The organism is Streptococcus phocae, assembly GCF_001302265.1.
Lineage (GTDB): Bacteria > Bacillota > Bacilli > Lactobacillales > Streptococcaceae > Streptococcus > Streptococcus phocae.
Genome location: NZ_LHQM01000003.1, coordinates 1 through 24,454, shown reverse-complemented (window position 1 = coordinate 24,454; position 24,454 = coordinate 1). Strand labels below are relative to the sequence as shown.

Sequence of the window (24,454 nt, the reverse complement as noted above, 5' to 3'; positions counted from 1 at the left end):
TATTTAACCTCTATCTATTTTTCTCTAAATCTATGATAACGCTATCAAAGTCATCTGTCAAGTTTATTGTGTGATGACTTTGACGTTCTGTAAATGGGTGTTTGAAGCTAATATAATGGCAATGCAACGCCTGACGGGTAATTCCAAGATCCATACGCCCACCATATAAATCGTCTCCCAGCAGTGGGAATCCTATATGAGAAAAGTGCACTCTAATTTGATGGGTCCGTCCTGTGTGTAAGCGAATATCTACCAAGTGGACGTTTTCAGCATAGCGGCCAACAACCTTATAGCTGGTTCTGGCATATTTCCCCATGGGGTCAACAGTCCTTGTGATAATACTGTCTGCGGATCTTCCTATCGGAGCGATAATCTCGCCTTCGTCAGGTAAGTTACCTGATCCTGCGACTAGCGCGTAATATCGTTTTTCAATAGCTTTTTGTTGAAGTTGCTTATCTAAACGAGCATGAGCATAGCCGTGCTTGGCAAATAGCATCAGTCCACTGGTATCACGATCTAACCGTGTGACGATGTGAACCTGTTGATCAGGATAATTTTTATTAACATAATAAGCCTTGATAAAATTGGCAATAGTGTTGGAATGGATGGCACTCGGAATGCTAGCATATCCTACAGGTTTATTGAGTAGTAAAAAATGGTCGTCTTCGTATACAATATCAAGGTCATGGCTGATAGCCTCTAACTTTTCAAAAGGCTCTTCATTAGGAATGTCTATCGTCACCACATCACCAACGTCTAATAAATAAATGGCATTTTGTTCAATGCCATTTACTAATATATTGCCGCCTTTATACTTGATTTTAGCAAGTAAACCTTTTGAGACATCGTGTCCTTTTAATAAGGTTTTGACCTTCGTTCTACGGTCTGCTGTAAATTGAAATCTCATGATTCTATTTCTCCAATAAAGGCATCTTTAACCCTCTCCCAAAAACTCGTGTGGCTTGGCGAGGACACAAAATGAATCTTTTCATCATCGATGAAATACTCCACTTTGACCACATTTTTAAGGTTATACGTTTTGTTGTCAATAGAAATGGTATAAATGCCCAGTCTCTTTGGCACTAGTTCAATCTTATCTTTTTTAGGGATAATCACTGATGAGCCAAGCGTGCGAAACACACGGTTGTTTAAACTTGAAATCTCTGTTAGCTGAAGCGCTTCTATAGTGGGATGTAAAACAGCGCCCCCTAAAGACTTATTATAGGCAGTGCTGCCTGTCGGAGTTGAAACTGAGATGCCATCACCTCGAAAACTTTCAAACTTCACACGATTAATAATAACATCTGCGACCATTGTTTTCTCAATACGCTTAACAGTAGCTTCATTTAATGCTTTAGCTTTGATTACTCTGCCACTATCTAGTGTAATTTCAACTTTTAAAATTGGATAAGAAATTTGCTCTCCTCGGTCATTTCTCAAATTATCGATTAATTTATCAACCTCAAAATCTCGATAATCCGTGTAAAAACCAAGATGGCCCGTATGAATACCAACAAAACGGACCTTATCTAATTCTTTTTCATACATGTGAAAGGCTGACAAAAGCATGCCATCGCCTCCTATTGAAATAACAATATCTGGATTTTTCTTTGAAAGGTAGAAATCAGGATCATCCTTAAATACGGCAAAAAGCTTAGAGGCAACCCTTTTGCTCTGATATTTACCATTGGTAATAATAGCTACTCGCTTTGCCTTATCTGTATAATTCATCTGTGTCATCACTGTTTCCTACACCATCACTTAAATTACGATTTATGGGATCAAATAATAATTGAGCCTCTCGAATGTCTTCTCTAATTTTACGCATTTCCTCATCAAGGTCAAACGCAATTTTGGCTGTTGACTCTAGCCTTTTTCTAATTTCTTCTGGGAAATCACCGCCATACTTATAGTTTAAAGAATGCTCAATGGTTGCCCAAAAATTCATCGCCAAGGTTCTAATCTGAATCTCTGCTAGTACCTTTTTTTGACCTTCAATCGTGTCAACGGGATACTCCACCACAACATGGTAAGAACGATAGCCACTTGATTTCATGTTTCTGATATAGTCTCTCTCATAGACAATTGTCATGTCTTGTCGCTGGCGCAACAAGGTCAAAACGTCTTCAACATCATCTACAAACTGGACCATAATCCTAAGTCCTGCAATATCTTGAATGTCTTGTGCGATGTTTTCTTCTAAAACACCTCGCAAAGCCATTTTTTCTTTGATGCTCTCAATCGATTTCACTCTACCTGTCACAAACTCAATAGGAGAATATCGGTTTTGCTTGCGAAATTGCTTGCGGATGCCCCGCAACTTTATTTTTAATTCACCTACAGTTTGTATATAAGGATCCAAAAACTCTTCCCAATCTAAAGTCATATTACTTCTCCTTTCTTGTCAAACCCAGGATATTAATATAAAATTGAAATAACAATTTATTATAGCATAAAATGATTTTAAAAGGAATTCCATATGACCGACCTAGAAATTGAATACAAGACCCTACTTACCAAGGATGAATACAGTCGACTCCTATCCCAATTATCACACGTTACTCCGGTCACACAAACTAATTACTACATCGATACCGAAAACTTTGAGCTTAAAGCGAATAAAATGTCTCTTCGGGTTCGCACCTTTGTAAACAGTGCAGAGTTGACTTTGAAAGTTCCAGAAGAGGTTGGTAACCGTGAGTACAATGTATCACTTGACCTACAACAAGCCAAAACTATTATCAAATACGGTCAGTTACCTGACTCGCCTGCTCTTGATATTATAAAACAAACTGGCATAAACTTAAATCATCTGAAAACTTTCGGAAATCTCACAACCATTCGTCGCGAAACCGACACACCAATCGGCAAACTAGCGCTCGACTACAACCAATATGCAAGCATTAAAGATTATGAATTAGAGCTAGAAGTGACCGACCCTGTTCAGGGCAAGATTGACTTTGACCACTTTTTAGCGCAGCATAATATCGCCTTTAAATATGCTAAAAGTAAGGTGGCTCGTTTTAGCAAGACGCTAAAAAAAAGCTAACCCACTCATAGACACAACAGAATGCATTTTTTCTGTTTTTTTGTTAGAATAAGAATATCAATTCATAACCCCGAATAGACTGGAACATTCTTTCCAAAATTTATTCTCTGTTCAACCTAATAATAAGGAGCTAAAACTATCATGACTGAACGATATGCTGACAAGCAAATCAAACTGTTCTCACTTACTTCAAATCTGCCAATTGCGGAAAAAATTTCCGAAGCTGCTGGTATCCCTCTCGGGAAGCTGTCATCTCGCCAATTCTCCGACGGTGAAATCATGATTAACATTGAAGAAACAGTTCGTGGTGATGATATTTATATCATTCAATCTACCAGTTTTCCTGTGAATGATAACCTTTGGGAACTACTCATTATGATTGATGCTTGTAAGCGTGCAAGTGCCAACTCTGTTAATATTGTCCTGCCTTACTTTGGCTACTCTCGACAAGACCGTGTTGCGAAACCACGTGAGCCAATCACTGCTAAATTAGTCGCAAACATGCTAACAAAAGCTGGCATTGACCGTGTTGTAACGCTTGATTTACACGCTGTTCAAGTACAAGGTTTCTTTGATATTCCAGTAGATAACTTGTTTACAATCCCTCTTTTTGCAAAGAACTACTGCCCACTTGGTTTGTCTGGAGCAGACACTGTTGTGGTTAGCCCTAAAAATTCTGGCATTAAACGTGCTAGGCATTTAGCCGAGTATTTAGACTCACCAATTGCCATTATCGATTATGCACAGGATGATGCTGATCGTGAAGAAGGCTATGTGATTGGTGATGTTGTTGGCAAGAAAGCTATTCTCATCGATGATATTTTAAATACTGGAAAAACATTCGCTGAAGCCGCTAAAATATTAGAACGTGCTGGTGCAACTGAAATCTATGCCGTAGCAAGCCATGGGCTTTTTGCCGGAGGGGCTGCAGATGTTTTAGAAACAGCTCCTATCAAAGAAATTATCGTGACCGATTCTGTTCAAACTAAAAATCGTGTCCCTGCCAATGTTAGGTACGTTAGTGCCAGCGAGCTAATCGCCGAAGCTATTATCCGTATACACGAAAGAAAACCATTAAGCCCTCTGTTTTCATACACCCCTAAAGGCAATAACTAACAATGATTTATTTTGACAATGCAGCGACAACTCCGCTTAGTTCCTCTGTAATTAGTACGATTACAGAAAGCATGCAAACTTATTTTGGAAACCCTTCTAGTATTCATTCTTATGGGCGTGACGCAAACAAGTGCCTCAGAAATTGTCGGCTATCCATTGCCAAACATCTGGACATCCAAGAGCGTCATATTGTGTTTACCTCTGGTGGAACTGAAAGTAATAACCACGCCATCAAAGGCTATGCCCTTGCCAATCAAGCTAAGGGAAAGCATTTGATCACTACAGCTATTGAGCATCACTCGGTGCTTCACACCATGAGCTACCTTGAGCAACGATTTGGCTTTGAAGTCACCTACCTTGCGGTAAAAGATGGTCAGATAGACTTGGATCAATTAAAGGCTGCCTTAAGAGAGGACACCATTTTAGTAAGTGTCATGTTTGCTAATAATGAGACTGGAGATCTTCTTCCTATTAAAGAGATTGGCGATATCCTCCGTAATCATCAAGCAGTTTTTCACGTTGATGCGGTACAAGCCATCGGAAAAGTCCCTCTTCACCCTGAGGACCTTGGCATTGATTTACTATCTGCGTCAGCTCACAAATTCCATGGCCCCAAAGGCGTTGGTTTTCTCTATCAGAAAGACTTGAAGCTTGATGCACTGCTACACGGCGGTGAACAAGAAGAAAAACGTCGGGCTAGCACCGAAAATCTTTTGGGTATTGTCGGAATGGCAAAAGCTTTAGATGAGGCAATGTCCAATATGTCTCAAAATAATGAGCATGTCCAATACTTATATCAACTCTTACTAGATCATTTGTCTGGCCTTGATTTTTATATTAATAAAGGCAAACACACACTTCCCTACATCTTAAACATTGGCTTTCCAAATCAACAAAATAGCATCTTGCTAACCAAACTTGATTTAGCAGGTTTTGCGGTATCAACTGGTTCTGCTTGTACTGCTGGTACGGTTGAGCCGAGCCATGTTTTAGAAGCTTATTTTGGAAAAAATTCCTATCACTTGTCAGAATCCATTCGCATCAGTTTTTCTGAGCAGAACACTCCTGACGAAGTGAAGGCATTAGCAAAAAAACTGAAAGAAATCTTAGGAGGATCTTATGGCATTTGAAAAAGAAATCGCCCTTAAGGACTGTAAATATAGTTATCACATTAGCCCTAATATCAAAAAGTACACTTTGCGAGATACAACCTTTAGCCAAACTGCCATTGGGCATTATCAACTAACGCGCTTATTGGAAAAAGTTCCTAATTCTGGCGATGGTTTTCCTCTTAAAATAACTGTTCATAAAAACCTAGATGCTTTTAAACTAGCCATCACTGACCAAACTGGTCTACGTTTGGTTAATATTTTCAAATCTGAAGATAACCATATTTTACAAGAGAAATTTTATTTCTTGATGGATAGTCTAGTAGAAAGAGATATTTTTATCAAAAAAGAGCGTTAATCAAATGAACTAAATCGTTAACGTCTCAAACTGATTTAAATCAACAGCACATTACCTAAGCTAAACAAGATAGGGTTCAACTGCCTTGTCGTAATGATGTTACTCTTTACAGAATACGTCAGCCCCTGCTTTGGGTAAATTTGTATGTTCTACGACTTTCTTTAAAAGAAGACTTAAGCCTATTACTAATGGCATAAGCTAGGAAATCATAGCCTAGCTTATTTTTTTATCTGTTGCAAAAGTCATCAAGAGATGATAAACTAATCAAAAAACTACATATTTCACAAAGTATTTGTTACAATAGTAACAATATAAATTTAAGAAACATATTATTACAAGGAGCTACTCAAGTGGTTATCGACAAATCTATTCCCAAAGCGACTGCTAAGCGCTTATCATTATATTACCGTATTTTTAAAAGATTTCATGCAGATCAGGTTGAAAAAGCCAGTTCCAAACAAATTGCTGATGCCATGGGCATTGATTCGGCTACCGTCAGACGTGATTTTTCCTATTTTGGGGAACTCGGCAGACGAGGATTTGGCTATGACGTCTCTAAGCTAATGAATTTTTTTGCTGACTTGCTAAACGATCATTCCACAACTAATGTTATCCTAGTCGGATGTGGAAATATCGGACGCGCCCTGCTTCGTTATCGTTTCCATGACAGCAATAAAATGCGAATCACCATGGGCTTTGACCTCGATGATAATCCAATCGTCGGCACAAAAACTCAAGATGGGATTCCCATCTATGGGACATCAACTCTCAAAAGTCGTTTAGAGTCTGAAAACATAGACACTGCAATTTTAACCGTTCCAGGCACTCATGCCCAAGAGGTTGCTGAGCAACTGATTGATGCTGGTATTCGTGGTATTCTCAGCTTTGCCCCAGTTCATTTGCAAGTCCCTAAAGGAATCATTGTGCAATCCGTTGACTTAAGCAGTGAGCTACAAACATTATTATACTTTATGAACCAAAATCAACTAGATTAAGGGAGGATATCATGTCCAAACCAATTATTGGAATAACTGCCAACCAAAGATTAAACATCACTTTAGATAATTTACCTTGGTCCTATGTTCCTGCTGGATTTGTCCACGGAGTAACAGAAACAGGTGGTCTTCCCCTACTTTTGCCCATTGGAGATGAGGCAGCGGCAAAACGTTATGTCTCCATGGTAGATAAAATCATCCTCATTGGAGGACAAAATGTCCATCCTCAATATTATCACGAGGAAAAAAACGCTTTTGACGACGATTTTTCTCCAGAACGCGATGCTTTTGAACTAGCTGTCATCAAGGAAGCCATTTCTCAAAACAAACCCCTTCTTGGGATTTGTCGAGGCACCCAATTAATGAACGTTGCTCTAGGTGGAACTTTGCATCAAAAAATCGAAAACCATTGGCAAGAAGAGCCCTCTGATTTTCTCTCGCATGAAATGGTGGTTGACGAAGAGTCTGTCTTGTACCCCATCTATGGCAACAAATCTCTCATTAACTCGTTCCATCGTCAAAGTTTAAAAGAGGTCGCAGAAGATTTAACGGTTATTGCCCGTGATCCTAAGGATGGGACTATTGAGGCTGTGGTATCACATAATCCCGCCATCAAGTTTCTCGGCGTCCAGTGGCACCCAGAGTTACTACAAGCCAGTCGTCAAGAAGATTTAGAGCTTTTTCGTTTTTTTGTGAATCATTTTTAAATTAAAAAATATCTGATTTTTCACGAAAACTATAATACCCAATATGACTAACGATAATGTGATCTAGGCAAACCAAGCCTAGGTAATCACAGGATCGTTTTATTTTTTCCGTAAACTGATAGTCATTTGGACTGGGTTCTGTCACCCCAGAAGGATGATTATGCACTACAATCAAACTAGTTGCCATATTTTTACAGGCATAATAAAGGATTTCACGCGGCTCTGCGATAGACCTGCGAACAGTTCCTATAAAAATTGTTCTTTCTTCGATGATGCGATTTTGACTATCAAGATAAAGGGCAACGAGATGCTCTTGCTTTTTATCACCAAGTGTCAGCATCATTTTTTCAGCAACTTGTGCGCTTGATAAAACACGATCAGTCATCACGTGCTCTGCTTGTTGGATACGATTAGCTAACTCTAACATGGCTTTGATTTCTACTGCCTTAACTTTGCCAATACCTGCTAAGGTTTGCAACTCCTGTAAAGATAATTTTTTTAAGTCTGATAAGCTCTCTAATGTCTCTAAAAGGTAGGCAGATAACTCTAACACATGCTTGTCCTTATTACCAGTTCTGAGTAAAATAGCTAGTAATTCCTGGTTGCTTAGGCTATCTGCACCAAACCTTGTGAGCCGTTCTCTTGGCATCAATTTACTGTCATCAGATGTGATTGAATACATATAAGACCCTCCATCACATGTATTCGATAAAAAAACCAGTTTCTGATTAAGAAACTGGTTCTTTTTGTATGGCTTGTTTTTTACGCACATGATCTTTAACCATTTGATACAGTGTTGCGGCTAATGGTACAGCAATAATCATCCCAACAATACCTCGTAAGGATGCTCCGATGGTGATTGCCATCAAAACCCACATGGCTGGTAAGCCAATAGAGCCTCCAACAACCTTAGGATAAATCAGATTTCCTTCAATTTGCTGTAAAATAATCAAAAAAATGATAAAGACAATCGCTTGCGACATTGATTGCGTCATAATTAAGACAAAGCCGACTGCTGCGCCAATAGAGGCTCCAACTACAGGAATCAAGGCGGTAAAAGCGACTAAAACTCCTATTGTCCCTGCAAATGGCAACTGCAATAAAAACATGCCAATGGCTGTCAAAGATCCTAAAATCATGGCTTCCAGAGTTTGACTCACAAAGAAACCTCTGAAACGATGGTGTAATAACTCAACCACATAATGAATCTTTCTAGCGTATTGTCCTGTATAGGTGTTAATTAAGGTATTGACTTGTTTCCCTAAGTCTTCTTTGCTAGCAAGTACGTATAGTGAAAAGACAAAACTAATGAAAACGTTAATGATTGCTGAAGCAACGGCTGTTACAGAGGTCAAAATATTAGTTAAAATGCCCAAAAATTGTCGTAGCAATTGCTGACTGTAGTTAGTGATGGTCTCTGTTAATTTGGCATCACCACCAATATAATCAATCGACCGAGCTAGTAATTTGTTATGATTCAAATCATGAATGACTTGTTTAATTGCTGTCGTGTCAAATTTTGTCAGGGTGCTAATGCTTGCAATCAAATCTGGTATCACAATCGAAATAATCCAGATAATGAGCGCAATAAAGGTCAAGTAGGCTAGAAGCATACAAATGCCTCGCTTGGCTTTTAACGCCAATGAAGACCGTTTGAAAACATAGCTATAAGCTTTTTCATAGGCACTCATCACAATATTGATGATATAAGCTAATGCTGCACCATAAAGAAAGGGCAGACTCGTTTTATAAATCGTGGTTACAATGCTCGTTCCATTCTCCCAATTTGCTTGGATAGCGTAGCAAAGTATAAAGGCTAGAACGACATAAAAGACTTGTTTTTTTTCAAATTTCATAAAAACTCCTTCTTATCTATTATACACTAAAAAGGTTAGGATGATTCCTTCTTTTCATATTTTATCTGATTAGCCTAATGTTGAAAATGATTGCCTCAAGCGCTTAGAAATAATTTCATAGGCAAGGCCATTAAGGTGTAGGCCATCTAATGTATAGTGGTCTGCCAAGCCACCATTCTCATCTTTTAACATGCTGTTAAGGTCTATAAAATCAACAGCTGGAATCATCGCTAACTCCTGATTAATGGCATCAATCACCTCGTTCGTACGTAATTTCACTGTCTGTTGGTATTGAGGATTTTTAGAAACAGGTAAGAGGGATAACAGATGGATAGTGGTATAAATAGAATGGCTACGAATACGATTAATGAGGTCAACGATGGTTTTAACAATATGAGAAAGCTCAAAACCTAATCCAATATCGTTACACCCAATCAAGATAAACACTTGATCTGGCTCTAGCGCATTAACCTGAGTATCACAATGGTCGTATAACCACTGACTATCGGTACCTGCAATTCCTCTATTATGAAGAGGGAGTTTGGTCCCAAAGTACTTTGTTAACGGGTAAAACTCAATTAAGGAATCGCCTGTAAAAACAATGCCTCCCTTACTAGCGCGTGCATTTTTTTGTTCATACTCGGCCAGTTTTTTGTAGTGGTACTGCCGCAACTCTTCTGAAATAACTTCTAACATGTTCGTTTCCTTTCCATTATCTTTTATCATATAAAAAATCATTACCAAATCCTTGATATTAAAATCTTGAAACAGTAAAAAAGTGACCATTAAAGTCACCTTTTTATTGGTATTGTAGTTTCTTCTCCAATACGCCTTGAGCTCGTTCTAATACAAAAGCTATTGTCCAGTAAATCAGAGCAACTAGGACATACATTGACATGTAATCCCACTCTCTGCCTCCGATGATTTTAGCATTTTGAAAAATATCTGGAACGGTAATCATGGCTGCCAGAGACGAACTCTTAACCATATCAATCACCACATTCCCCAGTGGAGGAACGGCTATTCGAAAGGCTTGGGGCAAGATAATCTTTGTCGTAATACTAGAATAAGATACCCCCAAGGCCTTGGCAGCTTCCCACTGCCCCTTATCAATAGCATCAATAGAGGACCGAAATATCTCTGCAATATAGGCTGCACTGACCAGTGAAAAACCGATGTAGGCACAAAGCAAAGCTGGTAACTCTAATCCATAATAGGGAAGTCCAAAATACAAAACAAATAGCACGACTATCATCGGCACGCCACGCATGACCGAAATATAAGCCCGAACCAGGTGGTTGATAAGTTGATTTTTGCCTCTTGAAACCAAGGCCAAACACAAGCCTATTAACAGACCTGATACAAAACTTAGACCTGAAATGCCTAAAGTATAAGGTAACCCTGCTAAAACAAAGCTTAAACTATCAGCTATCAGCTTAAGGTTAATCATAGCTGCATTGCTCCTTTGCTAAGTGGTTACTCCACATCACTGGTGTCAATAACAGGGAGTTTCTTTGCTTTGTCAAAAGGCACTGTCAAATCTTGACCAGCATAATAGGCTTTTGAAATTTTGGCTAGGCTACCATCTTTTTTCATGTCTTTGATGATGGCATCAATCTTTTGTTTCAAAACTTTATTTGATTTTGACATGACAATGCCTTGCTCTGTTGGATTGTACTGGATATCACTCATCTTGACATTCATGTCGGGATTTTTCGACTTGATGTAATCCACAAATAATTTTTGAGCTGGAAAATCATTTGGAATAAAGTCTGTTCTACCATTGGCAACATCATTGAGGTAAACATCACCTGTGACATTGTCATAAGTTACTAACTCTGCCCCTTGCTTTTTAGCAATCTTCATAAATTCTGTCCCAGAAGCGCCAGCAGCTTTTTTGCCTTTCCAGTCACTCAAATCTGCTTTTGAGATGTTGGAACTGCCATCCGCTCGGACAATCATACCACCAACACCATATTTATAAGGGATTGAGAGGTTGTATTTTTTTTGACGCTTAGGAGTAATGTCAAAGTTATTTAGCGATAGGTCAACGCGTCCACTATCAACAGAGGTAAACGCCTGGTCGTAACCTATTTCAATGAATTTCACTTTGACGTCTAAACGCTTGCCAATTTCTTTGACCATGTCAATTTCATAGCCAACCAATTCATTTTTATCGTTATAATATGATGTCGGTTGATAAGTTGCCGGTGTCGCAACCTTTAAGACACCTTTTTCTTTGATTTTATCCCAGCCAGTATCCTGGGCTGATTTTTGTGGTGAACAGGCAGTTAATAATAGACCTGCAAGTCCGATAGAAAGCAAAGCAATTTGTTTTTTCATAAAAACTCCTTTTTTCTTAATAGACCTAGTATAACACTAGAGTGAAGAAATTCTGTCTGGAAACGCTCACACTTTTTGAAAAGTTACTGTATAATAGATGAACTGTTTTATAACATGATTCTAGGGCATCTGAAACAGTCCTGAGCGCTCAAATTGTTCTGCTACTGCTAAGAGCAAATCTTCTCTTCCTTTACTGGCCATAAACTGAATCCCCATCGGGAGACCTTGGGCCGTTTGATAAGTTGGCAAACTGATGGCTGGTTGTCCTGTTAGGTTGGCTAGGGCGGTATAGGGATTAATTCCTAAACTCTTTTCAAACATGGTCTCAACCAGTTCCAACTGTTCCTGAGAAGGCAAGGTCTCAGCCTGTGCCAGTTTTGATAACAACTCTGAACTAGGTGTTAAATCACCATGTTTGGGGGCTGGGGTATTAGTTGTAAAGGTCAAGAGCAAGTCATATGTATCATGGTAGCGTGCCATCTGAACAGCGTATTGATCCCATTTTTGCAAGACCTGAGAATAGGTCGTAGCCATTACTTTTTTTCCTGCCTGATAAATGGCCCAGGTCATGATTTCCATGTCTTTTTTTGTCATCACACGTTTCATTGACGCTTCAATGGTTGCAAACATGGCTGCTGTCTCAACACTGTTCATGATATAGTAATCACGAATCACTTGTGACATGTCAACAGGAAACTGCTCTAACCTAAAAACGTCATGCCCCATATCAATCAACTGCTGGCAGGCTTGCTCCAGAGCCTGACTAGCATCTTTTGAAATAGGACTGCCATCGATTAACCGATCGTAAACGGCTATTTTTAAAGAGCGCTTATTGGGAGTAAAAAGTTCCTGGGCAGAAAGTTTCGATAAAGGGAAGGGGCTTTCTAGCTGATAGGTCTGTAAATGATAGAGGAGTTGTTTGGTATCTCGAACTGATTTTGTCAGAGCAAAATGAACAGAAGCTCCTTGCCAACCACGGTAAGAGCCAGGCCCAACAGGTACTCTTCCCCGACTCGGTTTTAAGCCAATCAGGCCATTAAAAGAGGCTGGAATCCGAATGGAACCTCCCCCATCACTGGCTGGGGATAATTGGGTTATCCCTGCAGAAAGTAATGCCGCTGCGCCACCAGAAGACCCTCCTGCATTTCGCTTCACGTCTTGGGGCAGATTGACCGGTCCATGTAACTGACTATCACTAATATTTTTAAAGCCAAACTCTGGGGTATTGCTGCGACCTAAAATAATAAATCCCAGCTCTTTGAGACGTTGGACATAATGGTCTGTTTTTGTCGCACGATAGTGCTCAAATAATTTAGACCCAGAGGTTGATAATTGGCCTAACTGTTCTTGACCTAAATTCTTTAAAAAAATGGGTACTCCCACAAAAGGTTGGTCTGTGACTACCATGTGCTTGGCTTCGTGCAATGCCTCTTGGAAGCGTTCTGAAGTAACAGCATTAATAATCGGGTTGATGGCTTGAGTTTTTTTTATGGTTTCAGAGACTAATTCAAAAGGTGTTACTTGGCTTGTTTTGACTGCCTGAGACATTGCTGTTGCATCTTTAAAATCAATCATATCAATACTTTCTAATCACGCGCTAGATTTATAAGGTAACCTGCTAACCGTTAGTTGAGACAAACTCAAATCGGTTTTTTAGGCGAGATAGTTTTCTTTTATTTAATCATAAAAGAGCTAAAATATCGAATGAGAAAGCTTTTTGCTAACCAAAAATTGTACGCTCCTGGTTGCTGGCTTACTACTGTTGCCAGTCAGCTTGATTTTCTTTAAACTTTTGCAACAAGGTCAATCCATCATCATCAATATAGCCTTGGGCTTTAGCCACGGTGATTAGGGTCGAGTAATCGGTTAACGTGTGCAAGGTGACATCAGCGTTTTCAAAATTAGACAGAGCCTGTGGCAATTCATAGGTGAAAATAGCTACTACCCCAAGGACCTCTGCCCCCTCTCGTCTAGCTGCTGAAGCTGCTGCAAGTACAGAACCTCCTGTGGAGATTAAATCCTCAACGATAACCATTTTTTGTCCCTTGAGCACACGCCCTTCTATTTGGTTACCAGCTCCGTGGTCTTTTGGCTTGCTACGGATATAAGCAAATGGCAAAGCCATCTTATCAGCTATAATAGCCCCATGGGGAATACCTGCTGTTGCTGTTCCTGCAATCACCTCAACTTCTGGGAAACTTGACTGTATGAGCTCAACAAATCCATTTTCAATAAGTGTTCTTGTCTTAGGATAAGACAAGGTGATCCGATTATCTGTATATATGGGAGACTGAATCCCTGACGCCCAAGTAAATGGAGCTTCTGGTTTTAAGTAAACAGCCTGAATGTCTAGTAAATCTGATGCAATGTGTTTGGCTAAAGTCATAGGAAACCTCTCTTTATTTCTGTGATAGGGTGTGTTGGGTAGGGGATGCATTCCATTCTGCCTTAATGGCTTGGTAGGCTGACAACGGATCAAGTGCTTGTGTGATAGGGCGACCAACAACAATGTAATCACTCCCAATTGCCCTAGCCTGACTAGGGCTCATCACACGCTTTTGGTCGCCAACTGCTGTGCCTTTTGGGCGAATACCTGGTGTTAAGCAGACAAAGTCAGAAGAGGTTGCTAGTTTGATGGCTTCTACTTCTTGGGCTGAGCACACCACGCCATCTAAGCCAGCCTCGACAGCACATTTAGCATAATGCACGACGGATTCTAAAAGGGTGGACTGGATATTTTGTTCCTTTTGCATCTGCTCTTGGCTAGTTGAGGTTAGCTGGGTCACCGCAATCAAGGTGGGACCATTTCCGAGACCTTGTCGCGCCGCCTTCATCATATCGATACCTCCTGCCGCCTGAACAGTGGTCATGTCAATGCCCAATCTCCCTAAAACGTTCATGGCTGAAGCAACGGTATTGGGAATATCATGCAGTTTCAAGTCTAAAAAGATCTGATGCCCTAATGACTTGACATACTGCACGATGCTTGGACCTTCTGAATAATAGAGTTCCATCCCAATTTTGACATACAAGGATTCGGTCTCTGGAAATCGTGCTAAAAACGTCTTGACATCAGCTGCTGATGGAAAATCTAAAGCAATAATTGGCCTTGGTTCACGCATAATCAATCCTTTCTCATTTGGCTTAGAAATAAGCGTCTAAGCAACTAAAAAACCCCACTTCCAAAGAAGCGAGGCTACACGAAATTAAGAGGGCATTCCCCTCTACTTTACTTGCGGACCTTGTTCGCCTCTCTGGACTCACTTAAAGGTAACTAAATTTTAACCATTATAACTTTTTTTATGGACCGTGTCAAAGGCTTTCTTTCAAGAAGGCTACAAATGGCAACGAACGTCTTGACTTAATGCCGAAAGGGTCGACACACCGTACTGATCCATAACATGAGGAAGTTCAGCAATGATGTTCGGACAAGCTAATGGATTTGTGAAGTTAGCTGTCCCTACACCCACCGCCTGCGCGCCAGCTAATATCATTTCAAGGGCAGCTTCTGCTGAATCGACACCGCCCATTCCAATAATTGGTAATCGACTAGTTTGTGCAACCTGATGAATAAGCCTTAGTGCGACTGGAAAAATAGCGGGGCCACTCATGCCACCAACCCCATTTGCAAGAATTGGTTTTTTCGTTTTCAAATCAATCCGCATGCCTACCAAGGTGTTAATCATGGTAAAGCCAGCAGCTCCAGCAGTCTCTACAACTTTGGCAATGCTAGTAATATCAGAATCACTAGGAGTTAACTTGACATAGACTGGGACTTGTGACTGCCTAACACTGGCTTTCACAGCCTCATAAGTTAAATCAGGTACTTGCCCAATTAACAGACCAGCATTGCCGTGATCGACATTTGGACAAGAAATATTAAGCTCAATTGCCGCCACGTTAGGAGCTTTTGATAAGTGATGAGAAAGGTAGCCATACTCTTCATTTGAAAAACCTGCGACATTGGCAATAATGGGCAGTTCTGGATAATGCTGCGCTAACCAAGGGAGCTTTTCGGACAAAACCACGTCTAAACCTGGGTTTTGTAAGCCGATAGCATTAAGCATGCCCGAGGGGGTTTCAGCCACTCGAGGCGTCTCATTGCCATAGCGAGGCTGTCGGGTAGTCGCTTTTATCATAATAGCCCCTAATTGATTTAAATCATAGTACTTGGCGTACTCTTGACCAAAACCAAAGCAGCCCGAAGCAGGTATGATGGGATTTTTCAACTTTAGCCCAGGCAAGGTAACCGCTAATCGATTGCTCATATTTTCTTCCTTTCTCTCAATGCAACTCACAACACGATACGCCCTGTCTTAAAGACTGGACCATCTTCACAAACCCTTAAACTGGCAGCATGGTCTTGATTTTTCAAGTGTACAACACAGGCATAACAAGCTCCCATGCCACATGCCATGCGACTCTCTGTAGAGAGGTAGGCATGTGGATGATCTGCAAAGCATCGGTCAATATAGGTTAACATCCCCTTGGAACCACAAGCGTAAACAGCTGACCAGCTAGCATCAAAAGACTCAATAATCTTTGAAACAGTTCCTTTTGTCCCATAACTACCATCATCTGTGCTGACGTCAACCCTGCCAAATTTCAGAAAATCATCAACCAAAATGACTGCCTCTTTATTGCTAAACCCTAAAACAGTTCTTATCTCCATCCCTTTACGAGCCAAGTCTTCAGCTAGAGCTAGCAATGGAGGGGTGCCGATACCACCACCAACGAGGAGAACTTTTTGCCCTTTCTTGAGAAAATCGGTGTCAAATCCATTCCCCTGAGGCCCCATGACGCTAAGAGTGGCGCCTTGTTTCAGTTGAGAAAAAATCTTGGTTCCTTGTCCTTCTACACGGTAAATCAATGTCACGTGATGTCTTTGACGATTGATTTTCGCAATCGAGAGTGGCCGACGTAGCAATCGACTCGAATCGGGTACCAATAAATGCAAAAATTGCCCTGCCTTAAGTTGGGACACTAGCTGTCCTTGCAAGGTCATTTGAAAAACACCTTTTGCCAACTCCGTCTGATTAACCATCACCATCTGTTCAACACTTGCCATAGACCCTCCAAAAAAACCTCACCCAAAGAGGGTGAGGTACGACAAAATATAGGCAGAATGATTCACACCTTTTTTGGAACACCCTTTTTAGCCTCTCTGGACTCAATTAAAGGTTTTATTTTTTTGATTTTCATTTTACTCTTTTTAAGGACCGCTGTCAATGGTCTAAATAGAATCTAGGGAGGCTTTTTTCATCTCATTGTACTGTACCATGAAGGATTCTTCCTCAGCATTTACCTTATCAATATGATGAGATAGCGTTTTTGGAAGCGGCATTTCTTTCAATGACATGACAATGATTTTTAATGACGAAAAGACATCAATCAAAACACCAAACACACGAATTCTTTTATCTCCTAAAATGGCTTGGAACACTTCTTTTGACTGGCAAAGCAAAATCAGGTCATCGACCCCTTTGATCCAGTTGTCCACAATATTCAAGGTTTTATTCATGAGTTTAAAGGCCGACTCCTCATACCAAAAGGTCGATTCAATCAGGCGTTGTTGCTTGTGCAAGGCATCAACCATCTCGACCATATCTGTCAGCTCTATCTGTACCAAATGAGCAGGAAAATCACTCCCTAAAATAGACGGAGTTTTCTCAACGAGCACCAACTCATTTCTAAATAAGGTCAAATAGTGAATACTGACTAATAATTTCTGGATTAATTTTTGATGACTACTTTTTTCAGCGACATTCACGCGACCACCACCTTTTGTTTCACTCTATTCATATCTACACATACTACTAATATAGCACAAGAAAATTAAAAGGGCAATCAAATGCAACAATTCTCTCATCAATAAAAAAAGCCTTATCACAGAAGATACTTGATTCTTTGGACTGTTTGGGATAGACTGTGGGTATGAGAATTCAACAACTACAGTACCTGATTAAAATCGTCGAATGCGGCTCCATGAATGAAGCTGCTAAGCAGTTATTCATCACACAACCCAGCCTGTCCAATGCCGTGAAGGATTTGGAAAAAGAGATGGGCATTACTATTTTTAACCGCAATCCTAAAGGCATCACACTAACCAAGGATGGGGTCGAATTTTTATCCTATGCTCGGCAAATCATCGAACAAACCTCGCTTTTAGAAGACCGCTATAAAAACAACAATGCCAGTCGTGAGCTGTTTAGCGTCTCCTCACAACACTATGCTTTTGTGGTAAATTCCTTTGTATCATTGCTTAAACGAACAGATATGACACAGTACGAGCTATTTTTGCGCGAGACAAGGACCTGGGAAATCATTGATGACGTCAAAAATTTTCGCTCAGAAATTGGGGTGCTCTTTATTAATGACTATAATCGTGACGTGCTAACAAAACTATTTGAAGACAGCCACCTGACTGCCACTACTCTGTTTAAGACCCACCCTCATATCTTTGTGAGCAAATCTAATCCTCTGGCTTCCAAAGAAAAATTGTCCTTAGAAGATTTGATTGATTTTCCATACCTAAGCTATGACCAAGGCATTCACAATTCTTTTTATTTCTCTGAGGAGATGATTTCTCACATTCCACACCACAAATCCATTGTGGTCAGCGACCGTGCCACCTTGTTTAATTTGATGATTGGTTTAGATGGTTATACTGTTGCTAGTGGGGTTTTAAACAGTAATCTCAATGGTGATCACATTGTTTCCATTCCACTGGATGTTCCTGATGAGATTGAGATTGTTTACCTCAAGCATGATAAAGCTAATTTGTCTAAAATGGGAGAGCGTTTCATCAAGTACCTGGGTGAAGAAATTGCCTTTAATCACTAAAAAACATGGAGAGGCCTAGCCTACTCCATGTTTTTAGTTGTCTTAACAAGTGACATTTGATGCTCGATGATGGTATTGATTTGATCAAAGTAAAACGGTTCTCTGCTGTAAGCAACCCCAGAATAAGTTGCTAAGCCAATGAGGCTTTCTAAAAAAGCTTGAGAAGAGAAATGCGTTGTCCGATGTAGTTCTTCCTCATCAAAGGGCTTGATAAGGTGAGCGAGTGGATTGCGAACCGATTTTTCAAACTGTCGTAGTGACACCACCAAGTCCTTAATCTCTTGAGGAAGGTCTGACAAAACCAGTAATTCTGCCAAACTTCCCGTTGTGACATAGCGAGACTGCCGTTTTGACAGGTATGCGTTGAAAATAGGATTGTTTGCCTGTGTCATGGCAGGGAAATTCCAGGTGTCATATCGGTCATTTTTGGAATCGTGCACATAGGTCTCAAATGAGGTTATCTGTCCTTTGATCAATCTCAAAAAAAGGCGATACAATAAGGGCGAAACTGATCGTACAAAATCAATAATTTCACCATTTTTAACCTTGACCTCTAAATCCAACAAGTAATTGGCGATTTGTTCGTCAGCTTTAACCTCATTTAGTAATAAGTTGACCTGATACTCTTCCTCAATTGGGCGACTCTGTTCTTGACGTTCAAATAGAAACGTCACATTTAATTCACGTCTTTCTTTCAATGCTTCAATCAAGTACAGAGCCTTTGGCGGAAAGTCTGGCAAATCTTTAGAAATCTTATAGGCGTGATTATAAGCATAGACATCCAAAAGGATGTCTATTGTTTTTTCAATGCTAGGCATCAGCAATCAAAGTTTCCAGTCCGACCTTCATCATATCTGTGAAAGTGGTTTGGCGCTCTTCTGCTGTGGTATCTTCTGTTGGATCGTTTAAATTATCAGAAATTGTCATGATTCCAAGAGCCTTAACCTGGTGCTGGGCAGCTAAATAATAAAGAGCAGCTGCTTCCATCTCGATAGCCTTGACTCCTAAGCGTCCCAAAGCCATGTTACGTTCTGGCATGTTTGAATAAAAAACATCAGAAGATAACACACTACCGACATGAGTCGTAACACCCATTTCTTTTGCGATATGGTAAGCCTTATCTAACAAGCCAAAGTCCGCAATTTGTGGGAAGTCAAATTCCGGGAAATCATTACGGATAATATTTGAATTGGTGGCTGCTGCCTGTGCTAAGACAAGCTCACGCACGTGCACATCAGGATCAATAGCCCCAGCTGTTCCTACACGAATCAAGGTCTTAACCCCATATTCAACAATGAGTTCACGAGCATAAATAGAAATCGATGGCATGCCCATACCAGTCCCCATAACTGAGACACGGTGTCCCTTGTAAGTTCCTGTATAGCCAAGCATGCCTCTGATGTCGTTAAAGCAAACGGCATCTTCTAGGAAGTTTTCTGCGATAAACTTGGCGCGTAATGGATCGCCCGGAAGCAAGATTTTATCAGCGATTTGACCTTGCTGAGCAGCAATATGAATAGACATAATTAAATACTACAGAGAGTCCCAAAGGCATGGAAACGATGTTCCATAGCCTTTTGCCATTGGTGACAGTTGAGGACTCTTCTGCCCTTTCTGTTTTGTTTTGAGCATTTAGTCTAACGACTAGGTTACAGTTCTGCAAGAATGGCTTTGATAAGCCCTTTAAAGTTTCCTTTGATCTGTTGCGTCACTTCGACCACTTCTTCATGGTTTAACTCTGACTGGAAACCAGCCGCAAAGTTTGTGATGGCTGAAATACCAAGTACTTTAAGACCTGAATGGGCTGCCACAATGACCTCGGGTACTGTTGACATCCCTACAGCATGCGCACCCATGGTTTGGAAGGCACGAATCTCAGCTGGAGTCTCATATGTTGGTCCTGTGACACCAATATAAACACCATCTTCTAGCTTGATGCCTAATTTATCTGCTACAGCATGCGCAACTGATCGGTAATCTGCGGTATAAGCATTTGACATATCTGGGAAACGTGGGCCAAATTCCTCTAGATTTTCACCAATCAGTGGGTTTTGACCAGTCATGTTAATATGGTCAGTGATAGCCATTAACGTGCCTGGGCCATAACCAATCCCACCTGCAGCATTAGTTACTAGAACACCTTGACAGCCTAGGGCTTTCATGACACGAACTGGGAAAGTCACCACTTCAAGAGGGTTACCTTCGTAAAAATGGAAACGACCTTGCAAAGCCATTACCTTGCGACCTGCTAAATCACCATAGACCAGTTTGCCAGCGTGACCAACAACGGTTGATTGCCCCCAATTTGGGATATCTGCATAGTCGATTACAATAGCGTTTTCAACTTCTTCGGCTAACTCTCCTAAACCTGAACCAAGAATCAATCCAAATTCAGGTTGAGTAATGCCTTTTGATGCGAGGAAGTCTTTTGTTTCCGTAATTTTAGTCATTAATGACATGAATATCTCTCCTTTTACTTACACTGATGAACTGTTTTATTGCTTTTAGAAAATACTGATGAGCTCATCTACTAGCTAACTTAACGTAATTGGCTTAAGAATGATTGACCAATCATTGCTGTTTCTACACCAAAGTTTTCTGCAATAGTTGCTGAAATGTCAGCAAAATGCCCGACTGGAATCACACCACTGCCTGTAAAAGAAGGTGAGTAAGCTAATAATGGGATGTACTCGCGCGTGTGGTCTGTTCCAACGTAAGTTGGGTCGTTACCATGGTCTGCGGTGATTAATAACAAGTCATCTGACTTCAGGTTGGCAATGATTTCTGGTAAGCGTTGGTCAAATTCGTGCAAGCAATCACGATACCCTTCTGTATCACGGCGATGACCAAAGTTAGCATCAAAGTCAACAAGGTTTGTGAAAGATAACCCCTTGGTAAATTCTGGAAGTTGCAATGTTTTTAACAGAGTATCGACACCATGGCTGTTGGACTTGTTGTGACCCATGTCGTTAGTAATGCCTGAGCCGTTAAAAATATCATTAATTTTACCAACACCGTAAGTTGAAATGCCAGCCTTAGCCAGATTGTTTAGAACGGTATCTTGGAAAGGTGACAAGGCGTAGTCATGACGATTTGAAGTACGAGTAAAGTTCCCTGGCTCACCGACATAGGGACGAGCAATAATACGACCAAGAAGAGCTGGACGTTCCATGGTAATAGAACGCGCATACTCACAAATTCGGTACAATTCCTCTAAAGGAATAACGTCCTCATGCGCTGCGATTTGAAGCACTGGGTCAGCTGAAGTGTAAACGATTAATTCGCCAGTTTCCATTTGACGTGGACCAAAGTCTGCGATAACTGCTGTACCAGAATACGGCTTATTAGCTTCACGAATGACTTTGCGCCCTGAAAATTCTTCAATTTTCGTAATGATTTCTTCAGGAAAACCATCCCAGAAAGTATCAAATGGCTCGGTAATCTTCAAGCCCATAATTTCCCAGTGACCCGTCATGGTATCCTTACCTAGGGATACTTCTTCGAGTTTAGTGACATAACCTGTTGGGTTCTCTTCTTTTGGAACAGTCTTTAGTGGTACTGGACGTGGAATGTTGCCAAGTCCGATTTTTGCCATATTCGGAACAGTTAATCCAACGGTTTCTGAAATATGGCCCAGTGTGTCAGAATCTGTATCGGCTACACCAGCGTTAAAGAACTCATTAGCGTCTGGTGCTGCTCCGATTCCAACTGAGTCTAAAACAACTAAGTGAATACGATTAAATGTTGACATAATGTCTCCAATCTAAGGGAGGTTACGGTTGGCTCCCTAAAACCTATATAATAATGTTAGTGCTAGAAATGTTTTGATTTTGCTGATTCAAGGACTTTGACCCCGTCTTTACCAGCAACAATCACCTTATCAACCATGCCATTAAAAAGACCGTGCTCAACAACGCCGACGGTTTCATCAAGCATCTGTGCAAACTCAACGGGCTTTTCAATACAGCCTAAATCGAGGTCAATGATAAAGTTTTTCATGTCAGTAACCAGCTTTTGGCCATTTGCCATTCGAAACGATGGCTTATAGCCTGCCTTGTCAAAGACGCGGAGTAATCTTTCGGCACCGTATTGGACAACCTCGACAGGTAACTTAAATGCGCCTAGGTGCTCAACCAGTTTGGACTCGTCTACCACCCAGATGTATTCTTTAGTTGGTGTGGCAACAATTTTTTCCATCAGCAAGGCTGCGCCTCCACCTTTGATGCCATTAAAGGCTTGGTCAACCTCATCAGCACCATCAACGGTCAGATCAATACTATCGATGTCATCGACAGATTTTAGCGGAATCCCCAAGCTTTGCGCTTGCTTACTTGTCACACTAGATGTTGTCACACCAACGACTTGTAGGCCTTCTTCGGCTATCCGACGGCCGATTTCTTCGACAAAATAATAGGCTGTTGAGCCAGTCCCAAGTCCGATGGTCATCCCATTTGTTACGTATTGCGCAGCAGTTACGCCGGCAAGTTTTTTAAGTGCTTCCATGATGCCTCCTGTAATAATAGTGATTCCTAGCACCTTATTATACCATGAAAGCGCCCACTTGTTAATGAAAATATCTTACTTCTCAAAGGAATTCGCCCAGTAGAAGCTCGGTTTGAAATGGTAATGCCTTGCTTTATCACTTAACTTATTCTAAAATAGAGGACATGAGTATAACTAAAGAATTTGATACTATTGCTGCCATCTCAACCCCTCTCGGTGAAGGGGCTATCGGCATTGTTCGTTTATCTGGAACAGATGCAATCCCCATTGCCCAATCTATTTTTAAAGGAAAAAATCTCAGCCAGGTCGCTTCACACACCATTAATTACGGTCATATCATCGACCCTAAAACCCAAAATATCGTTGACGAAGTCATGGTGTCTGTGATGCTAGCACCAAAAACATTTACCAGAGAAAACGTGGTTGAAATCAACACGCATGGTGGTATCGCTGTCACTAATGACATTTTACAACGTCTCCTGAAACAAGGTGCCCGTATGGCGGAACCTGGTGAATTTACCAAGCGTGCTTTTTTAAATGGCCGTGTGGATTTGACCCAGGCTGAAGCCGTCATGGACTTGATTCGTGCAAAAACAGATAAAGCCATGAATATCGCTGTTAAACAGCTCGAGGGATCTTTGTCTCAACTGATTAACAATACCCGTCAGGAAATACTAAAAACACTGGCTCAAGTTGAGGTCAATATCGACTACCCTGAATATGATGATGTGGAAGAAATGACCACCGCTCTGATGCGAGAAAAAACAATCGAGTTTCAAAGCCTGCTAGAAACCCTCCTAAAAACAGCCAAACGTGGTAAAATTTTACGTGACGGTCTCTCAACAGCCATTATTGGCCGCCCTAATGTTGGAAAATCAAGCTTGCTAAACAACCTCCTAAGAGAGGAAAAAGCCATCGTCACAGACATCGCTGGCACAACGCGTGATGTCATTGAAGAATACGTCAACATCAATGGCGTTCCTCTAAAACTTGTCGACACTGCTGGTATTCGTGATACGGATGACGTGGTTGAAAAAATTGGTGTTGAGCGCTCTAAAAAGGCTCTCCAAGAAGCTGATTTGGTACTGCTTGTGCTCAATGCTTCTGAAAAATTAACGGAACAAGATCGCACCCTACTGACACTCAGCCAAGCAAGCAATCGCATCATCTTGCTCAATAAAACAGACTTGGAACAAGTCATAGAACGTGAACAACTACCTGACGATGTGATTCCTATCTCTGTCTTGCACAATCAAAACATCGACCTCATCGAGGACCGTATCAATCAACTCTTTTTTGATAACGCTGGTCTTGTGGAGCAAGATGCTACCTATTTGTCAAACAGTCGACACATCGCTTTAATTGAAAAAGCTGTGCAAAGTCTACAAGCTGTTAATGAAGGACTAGAACTAGGCATGCCAGTTGATTTGCTTCAAGTTGATTTAACCAGAACTTGGGAAATTCTAGGAGAAATCACAGGTGATGCTGCTCCTGATGAATTGATTACACAACTCTTTAGCCAATTTTGCCTTGGAAAATAAGCATCAAGCATTAGCAATAATTAAAAAAAAGAAA

The 24,454-nt window shown here is 40.7% G+C and carries 27 protein-coding genes; 8 read left to right on the top strand and 19 right to left on the bottom strand.

The window, feature by feature from the left end; genetic code table 11:
* Positions 1-10 precede the first annotated feature (10 nt).
* Genes AKK44_RS00435 through AKK44_RS00425 form a run of 3 tightly spaced genes read right to left on the bottom strand, consistent with a single transcriptional unit; the run spans position 11 to position 2,386 of the window.
* Positions 11-907 (bottom strand): RluA family pseudouridine synthase, encoded by an 897-nt coding sequence (locus tag AKK44_RS00435; RefSeq protein WP_054278040.1) that lies wholly within the window; start codon positions 905-907, stop codon positions 11-13.
* Positions 904-1,740 (bottom strand): NAD kinase, encoded by an 837-nt coding sequence (locus AKK44_RS00430; protein WP_037594155.1) that lies wholly within the window; start codon positions 1,738-1,740, stop codon positions 904-906. The genes AKK44_RS00435 and AKK44_RS00430 overlap by 4 nt, the downstream gene beginning before the upstream one ends.
* Positions 1,715-2,386, bottom strand: a complete 672-nt coding sequence (locus tag AKK44_RS00425; protein WP_054278039.1) for a GTP pyrophosphokinase — start codon at positions 2,384-2,386, stop codon at positions 1,715-1,717. Before AKK44_RS00425 ends, AKK44_RS00430 begins: the two co-directional genes overlap by 26 nt.
* Before the next feature lie 93 nt (positions 2,387-2,479).
* Here AKK44_RS00425 and AKK44_RS00420 point away from each other — a divergent pair, with 93 nt between their 5' ends.
* The 6 genes from AKK44_RS00420 (at position 2,480) to AKK44_RS00395 (ending at position 7,334) form a co-directional block, all read left to right on the top strand.
* Positions 2,480-3,049, top strand: a complete 570-nt coding sequence (locus tag AKK44_RS00420) for a CYTH domain-containing protein (protein ID WP_054278038.1) — start codon at positions 2,480-2,482, stop codon at positions 3,047-3,049.
* 141 nt (positions 3,050-3,190) lie between these two features.
* A complete protein-coding gene (locus AKK44_RS00415) occupies positions 3,191-4,165 on the top strand; it encodes a ribose-phosphate diphosphokinase (protein ID WP_054278037.1) in 975 nt (324 codons plus the stop codon).
* Positions 4,166-4,167: 2 nt separating this feature from the next.
* Entirely contained in the window at positions 4,168-5,295 is a 1,128-nt protein-coding gene (locus tag AKK44_RS00410; protein ID WP_054278036.1) for a cysteine desulfurase family protein, read from the top strand.
* On the top strand, positions 5,285-5,632 hold the full coding sequence (locus AKK44_RS00405) for a DUF1831 domain-containing protein (protein WP_037594145.1): 348 nt from the start codon (positions 5,285-5,287) through the stop codon (positions 5,630-5,632). Before AKK44_RS00410 ends, AKK44_RS00405 begins: the two co-directional genes overlap by 11 nt.
* A 350-nt stretch (positions 5,633-5,982) precedes the next feature.
* Entirely contained in the window at positions 5,983-6,627 is a 645-nt protein-coding gene (locus AKK44_RS00400; protein ID WP_037594144.1) for a redox-sensing transcriptional repressor Rex, read from the top strand.
* A gap of 11 nt (positions 6,628-6,638) precedes the next feature.
* Complete coding sequence (locus AKK44_RS00395; RefSeq protein ID WP_054278035.1) at positions 6,639-7,334, top strand: gamma-glutamyl-gamma-aminobutyrate hydrolase family protein; 696 nt, start codon at positions 6,639-6,641, stop codon at positions 7,332-7,334.
* Between the two features lies 1 nt (position 7,335).
* Here the strand turns inward: AKK44_RS00395 and radC are convergent, their stop codons facing one another.
* The 11 genes from radC to AKK44_RS00340 form a co-directional block, all read right to left on the bottom strand.
* Entirely contained in the window at positions 7,336-8,016 is a 681-nt protein-coding gene (gene radC / locus AKK44_RS00390; protein WP_054278034.1) for a RadC family protein, read from the bottom strand.
* 46 nt (positions 8,017-8,062) lie between these two features.
* Positions 8,063-9,190 carry an AI-2E family transporter gene (locus AKK44_RS00385; protein ID WP_054278033.1) on the bottom strand — a complete coding sequence of 376 codons (1,128 nt, stop codon included), beginning with the start codon at positions 9,188-9,190 and terminating at the stop codon, positions 8,063-8,065.
* Positions 9,191-9,259: 69 nt separating this feature from the next.
* Positions 9,260-9,886, bottom strand: a complete 627-nt coding sequence (locus AKK44_RS00380) for an SGNH/GDSL hydrolase family protein (protein WP_054278149.1) — start codon at positions 9,884-9,886, stop codon at positions 9,260-9,262.
* 103 nt (positions 9,887-9,989) lie between these two features.
* Entirely contained in the window at positions 9,990-10,640 is a 651-nt protein-coding gene (locus AKK44_RS00375) for an amino acid ABC transporter permease (RefSeq protein ID WP_054278032.1), read from the bottom strand.
* Positions 10,641-10,666: 26 nt separating this feature from the next.
* Positions 10,667-11,533 carry a transporter substrate-binding domain-containing protein gene (locus AKK44_RS00370; protein WP_054278031.1) on the bottom strand — a complete coding sequence of 289 codons (867 nt, stop codon included), beginning with the start codon at positions 11,531-11,533 and terminating at the stop codon, positions 10,667-10,669.
* A 120-nt stretch (positions 11,534-11,653) separates the two neighbouring features.
* Positions 11,654-13,105 (bottom strand): amidase, encoded by a 1,452-nt coding sequence (locus tag AKK44_RS00365; protein ID WP_054278148.1) that lies wholly within the window; start codon positions 13,103-13,105, stop codon positions 11,654-11,656.
* 184 nt (positions 13,106-13,289) lie between these two features.
* The gene (gene pyrE, locus AKK44_RS00360) at positions 13,290-13,919 is read right to left on the bottom strand and encodes an orotate phosphoribosyltransferase (protein ID WP_054278030.1); all 630 of its coding nucleotides are present in this window, start codon (positions 13,917-13,919) and stop codon (positions 13,290-13,292) included.
* Positions 13,920-13,932: 13 nt separating this feature from the next.
* Positions 13,933-14,655 carry an orotidine-5'-phosphate decarboxylase gene (gene pyrF / locus AKK44_RS00355; protein ID WP_054278029.1) on the bottom strand — a complete coding sequence of 241 codons (723 nt, stop codon included), beginning with the start codon at positions 14,653-14,655 and terminating at the stop codon, positions 13,933-13,935.
* A 213-nt stretch (positions 14,656-14,868) separates the two neighbouring features.
* Positions 14,869-15,801, bottom strand: a complete 933-nt coding sequence (locus AKK44_RS00350; protein ID WP_054278028.1) for a dihydroorotate dehydrogenase — start codon at positions 15,799-15,801, stop codon at positions 14,869-14,871.
* Between the two features lie 26 nt (positions 15,802-15,827).
* The gene (locus tag AKK44_RS00345; protein ID WP_054278027.1) at positions 15,828-16,601 is read right to left on the bottom strand and encodes a dihydroorotate dehydrogenase electron transfer subunit; all 774 of its coding nucleotides are present in this window, start codon (positions 16,599-16,601) and stop codon (positions 15,828-15,830) included.
* A gap of 165 nt (positions 16,602-16,766) precedes the next feature.
* Positions 16,767-17,303, bottom strand: a complete 537-nt coding sequence (locus tag AKK44_RS00340) for a hypothetical protein (RefSeq protein WP_054278026.1) — start codon at positions 17,301-17,303, stop codon at positions 16,767-16,769.
* Positions 17,304-17,467: 164 nt separating this feature from the next.
* Between AKK44_RS00340 and AKK44_RS00335 the strand changes: the two genes are divergently transcribed.
* Entirely contained in the window at positions 17,468-18,376 is a 909-nt protein-coding gene (locus AKK44_RS00335; RefSeq protein ID WP_054278025.1) for a LysR family transcriptional regulator, read from the top strand.
* Between the two features lie 20 nt (positions 18,377-18,396).
* On the opposite strand, the gene AKK44_RS00330 is transcribed toward AKK44_RS00335, so the two are convergent.
* From AKK44_RS00330 to rpiA, 5 genes are all read right to left on the bottom strand, one after another.
* A complete protein-coding gene (locus tag AKK44_RS00330; protein ID WP_054278024.1) occupies positions 18,397-19,194 on the bottom strand; it encodes a LytR family transcriptional regulator in 798 nt (265 codons plus the stop codon).
* The gene (deoD, locus tag AKK44_RS00325) at positions 19,187-19,900 is read right to left on the bottom strand and encodes a purine-nucleoside phosphorylase (protein ID WP_037594121.1); all 714 of its coding nucleotides are present in this window, start codon (positions 19,898-19,900) and stop codon (positions 19,187-19,189) included. Before deoD ends, AKK44_RS00330 begins: the two co-directional genes overlap by 8 nt.
* 125 nt (positions 19,901-20,025) lie before the next feature.
* Positions 20,026-20,835: a purine-nucleoside phosphorylase gene (locus AKK44_RS00320; protein WP_054278023.1), complete on the bottom strand. Its 810-nt coding sequence runs from the start codon at positions 20,833-20,835 to the stop codon at positions 20,026-20,028.
* A gap of 80 nt (positions 20,836-20,915) precedes the next feature.
* Positions 20,916-22,127 carry a phosphopentomutase gene (locus AKK44_RS00315; protein ID WP_054278022.1) on the bottom strand — a complete coding sequence of 404 codons (1,212 nt, stop codon included), beginning with the start codon at positions 22,125-22,127 and terminating at the stop codon, positions 20,916-20,918.
* A 62-nt stretch (positions 22,128-22,189) separates the two neighbouring features.
* Positions 22,190-22,879, bottom strand: coding sequence for a ribose-5-phosphate isomerase RpiA (gene rpiA / locus AKK44_RS00310; protein ID WP_054278021.1), 690 nt, complete (start codon positions 22,877-22,879; stop codon positions 22,190-22,192).
* A gap of 164 nt (positions 22,880-23,043) precedes the next feature.
* Here rpiA and mnmE point away from each other — a divergent pair, with 164 nt between their 5' ends.
* Positions 23,044-24,420, top strand: a complete 1,377-nt coding sequence (mnmE, locus tag AKK44_RS00305) for a tRNA uridine-5-carboxymethylaminomethyl(34) synthesis GTPase MnmE (protein WP_054278020.1) — start codon at positions 23,044-23,046, stop codon at positions 24,418-24,420.
* Positions 24,421-24,454 lie beyond the last annotated feature (34 nt).

Coding starts and splice junctions, on each gene's coding strand:
- AKK44_RS00350 (WP_054278028.1), bottom strand. CDS start 15,801: ATGAGCAATCGATTAGCGGTTACCTTGCCTGGGCTAAAGTTGAAAAAT.
- AKK44_RS00425 (WP_054278039.1), bottom strand. CDS start 2,386: ATGACTTTAGATTGGGAAGAGTTTTTGGATCCTTATATACAAACTGTA.
- AKK44_RS00435 (WP_054278040.1), bottom strand. CDS start 907: ATGAGATTTCAATTTACAGCAGACCGTAGAACGAAGGTCAAAACCTTA.
- AKK44_RS00420 (WP_054278038.1), top strand. CDS start 2,480: ATGACCGACCTAGAAATTGAATACAAGACCCTACTTACCAAGGATGAA.
- pyrE (WP_054278030.1), bottom strand. CDS start 13,919: ATGACTTTAGCCAAACACATTGCATCAGATTTACTAGACATTCAGGCT.
- AKK44_RS00370 (WP_054278031.1), bottom strand. CDS start 11,533: ATGAAAAAACAAATTGCTTTGCTTTCTATCGGACTTGCAGGTCTATTA.
- AKK44_RS00345 (WP_054278027.1), bottom strand. CDS start 16,601: ATGGCAAGTGTTGAACAGATGGTGATGGTTAATCAGACGGAGTTGGCA.
- AKK44_RS00385 (WP_054278033.1), bottom strand. CDS start 9,190: ATGAAATTTGAAAAAAAACAAGTCTTTTATGTCGTTCTAGCCTTTATA.
- AKK44_RS00375 (WP_054278032.1), bottom strand. CDS start 10,640: ATGATTAACCTTAAGCTGATAGCTGATAGTTTAAGCTTTGTTTTAGCA.
- AKK44_RS00430 (WP_037594155.1), bottom strand. CDS start 1,740: ATGACACAGATGAATTATACAGATAAGGCAAAGCGAGTAGCTATTATT.
- AKK44_RS00315 (WP_054278022.1), bottom strand. CDS start 22,127: ATGTCAACATTTAATCGTATTCACTTAGTTGTTTTAGACTCAGTTGGA.
- AKK44_RS00335 (WP_054278025.1), top strand. CDS start 17,468: ATGAGAATTCAACAACTACAGTACCTGATTAAAATCGTCGAATGCGGC.
- AKK44_RS00320 (WP_054278023.1), bottom strand. CDS start 20,835: ATGTCATTAATGACTAAAATTACGGAAACAAAAGACTTCCTCGCATCA.
- AKK44_RS00415 (WP_054278037.1), top strand. CDS start 3,191: ATGACTGAACGATATGCTGACAAGCAAATCAAACTGTTCTCACTTACT.
- AKK44_RS00405 (WP_037594145.1), top strand. CDS start 5,285: ATGGCATTTGAAAAAGAAATCGCCCTTAAGGACTGTAAATATAGTTAT.
- AKK44_RS00395 (WP_054278035.1), top strand. CDS start 6,639: ATGTCCAAACCAATTATTGGAATAACTGCCAACCAAAGATTAAACATC.
- radC (WP_054278034.1), bottom strand. CDS start 8,016: ATGTATTCAATCACATCTGATGACAGTAAATTGATGCCAAGAGAACGG.
- deoD (WP_037594121.1), bottom strand. CDS start 19,900: ATGTCTATTCATATTGCTGCTCAGCAAGGTCAAATCGCTGATAAAATC.
- pyrF (WP_054278029.1), bottom strand. CDS start 14,655: ATGCGTGAACCAAGGCCAATTATTGCTTTAGATTTTCCATCAGCAGCT.
- AKK44_RS00410 (WP_054278036.1), top strand. CDS start 4,168: ATGATTTATTTTGACAATGCAGCGACAACTCCGCTTAGTTCCTCTGTA.
- AKK44_RS00380 (WP_054278149.1), bottom strand. CDS start 9,886: ATGTTAGAAGTTATTTCAGAAGAGTTGCGGCAGTACCACTACAAAAAA.
- rpiA (WP_054278021.1), bottom strand. CDS start 22,879: ATGGAAGCACTTAAAAAACTTGCCGGCGTAACTGCTGCGCAATACGTA.
- mnmE (WP_054278020.1), top strand. CDS start 23,044: ATGAGTATAACTAAAGAATTTGATACTATTGCTGCCATCTCAACCCCT.
- AKK44_RS00330 (WP_054278024.1), bottom strand. CDS start 19,194: ATGCCTAGCATTGAAAAAACAATAGACATCCTTTTGGATGTCTATGCT.